This is a genomic window from Ligilactobacillus sp. (assembly GCF_036846325.1).
Lineage (GTDB): Bacteria > Bacillota > Bacilli > Lactobacillales > Lactobacillaceae > Ligilactobacillus.
In genome coordinates this window covers 1-1,965 of sequence record NZ_DAIUCE010000178.1, presented here as the reverse complement: position 1 = coordinate 1,965, position 1,965 = coordinate 1, and the positions used below count along the sequence as shown (strand labels likewise).

Genomic DNA, 1,965 nt, shown 5'->3' with positions numbered 1-1,965 from the left:
GCCTTGAACGACAAGCCGCTTCCGGTTTACGGCGAAGGCCTCAACGTTCGCGACTGGCTTTACGTTGAAGATCACTGTCGCGCGATCGATCTGATCATCCACAAAGGACGCGTCGGAGAAGTGTACAACGTCGGCGGCCATAACGAAATGAGAAACATCGACATCGTCAAGATCATCTGCGAACAGCTCGGCAAGCCTGAAAGTCTGATTACACACGTTGCCGACCGCAAGGGTCATGACCGCCGCTATGCGATTGATCCGACGAAGATTCATGACGAGCTCGGCTGGGAACCCGAGACGATGTTTGCGGACGGCATCAAGAAGACGATCCAATGGTACCTTGACAACAAGGACTGGTGGGAAGACATCGTTTCCGGCGAATACCAGAACTACTATAAGAAAATGTACGAAAACCGCTGATTTGCAAGGAGATTTAGAACAGTATGAAAGTTTTTGTAACGGGCGTGTCCGGACAGCTCGGACACGACGTAATGAACGAACTCAATAAACGCGGATACGAGGGCATCGGTTCAGACATTGCGCCTGAATATGCCGGAGCTAAGGACGGGACGTTCGTGACGGAAGCTCCTTATGTCTCAATGGATATTACGGACAAGGAGACAGTTGAAAGGACAATCACGGATATTAATCCTGACGTCGTGATTCACTGTGCCGCATGGACGGCCGTCGACATGGCAGAAGATGACGACAAGGTCGAGCTCGTGCGTCAGGTCAACGCAAAGGGAACCGAAAACATCGCTCTAGTCTGCAGGAAGCTTGACTGCAAGATGGTCTACATCTCAACGGACTACGTCTTCGACGGTCAGGGCACGGAGCCTTGGGAACCCGACTGCAAGGACTACAAGCCGCTGAACGTCTACGGTCAGACCAAGCTCGAAGGCGAGCTTGCGGTAAGCCGAAATCTGGACAAGTACTTCATCGTGCGCATTGCCTGGGTCTTCGGGGTCAACGGCAGGAACTTCATCAAGACGATGCTGAACGTTGCGAAGACGCACGATACGCTGAAAGTCGTGTCGGATCAGATCGGAACTCCGACCTACACCTACGATCTTGCACGCCTTCTGGTCGACATGATTGAAACGGACAAGTACGGATATTATCACGCAACGAATGAGGGCGGCTATATTTCATGGTATGACTTTGCGTGCGAAATCTTCAAGCAGGCCGGCTACAAGACGAAGGTCATCCCTGTGACGACCGAAGAGTACGGCCTTTCAAAAGCCGCGCGTCCGTTCAACAGCCGCTTGGACAAGAGCAAGCTCAAAGAAAACGGATTTGAACCGCTGCCGACATGGCAGGATGCGTTGTCGCGTTACTTAAGGGAAATAGAATACTAAAGAGGTAATTCAAATGGGACAGATCAATGTTGAGAAAAACGTCGGCGGAATCGAAGGCCTTTGCGTCATCACGCCGGCAGTCCACGGTGACGACCGCGGATACTTCATGGAGACATACAACGAAAACGACATGAAGGAGGCGGGCATCGACGTCAAGTTCGTGCAGGACAACCAGTCAATGTCCACAAAGGGCGTGCTGCGCGGACTTCACTTCCAGAAGCACTTCCCGCAGTGCAAGCTTGTGCGTGCAGTCCGCGGCACGGTGTTTGACGCCGTCGTCGACCTGCGTCAGGATTCGAAGACATACGGCAAGTGGTACGGCGTGACGCTTTCAGCTGAGAACAAGAAGCAGTTTCTGATTCCGGAAGGATTCGCACACGGTTTCCTTGTTCTGAGCGATGAAGCGGAATTCTGTTACAAGGTCAACGATTTCTGGCATCCGAACGATGAAGGCGGCATGGCCTGGAACGATCCTGAAATCGGCATCGAATGGCCGGAACTGAAGGGCGAATACAAGGGCACTCCGTCAGCTGAAGGCTACACGCTTGAGGACGGCACGAAGATCACGTTGTCCGACAAGGATCAGAAGTGGCTTGGGTTCAAGGAC

3 protein-coding genes are annotated in these 1,965 nt (G+C 52.7%); all 3 read left to right on the top strand.

Translation table 11 applies throughout. From position 1 onward, the window contains the following. A partial coding sequence (locus V7Z60_RS09925; RefSeq protein WP_334117649.1) for a dTDP-glucose 4,6-dehydratase occupies nt 1–420 on the top strand: 420 nt, incomplete at its 5' end. A 23-nt stretch (nt 421–443) separates the two neighbouring features. After that, nucleotides 444–1,358 carry a dTDP-4-dehydrorhamnose reductase gene (gene rfbD, locus V7Z60_RS09920; protein ID WP_334117648.1) on the top strand — a complete coding sequence of 305 codons (915 nt, stop codon included), beginning with the start codon at nt 444–446 and terminating at the stop codon, nt 1,356–1,358. A 13-nt stretch (nt 1,359–1,371) separates the two neighbouring features. After that, a partial coding sequence (rfbC, locus tag V7Z60_RS09915; protein WP_334117647.1) for a dTDP-4-dehydrorhamnose 3,5-epimerase occupies nt 1,372–1,965 on the top strand: 594 nt, incomplete at its 3' end.

What these genes read in the sequence shown, in the direction of transcription:
- rfbD (WP_334117648.1), top strand. Translation starts at nt 444, where the DNA reads ATGAAAGTTTTTGTAACGGGCGTGTCCGGACAGCTCGGACACGACGTA.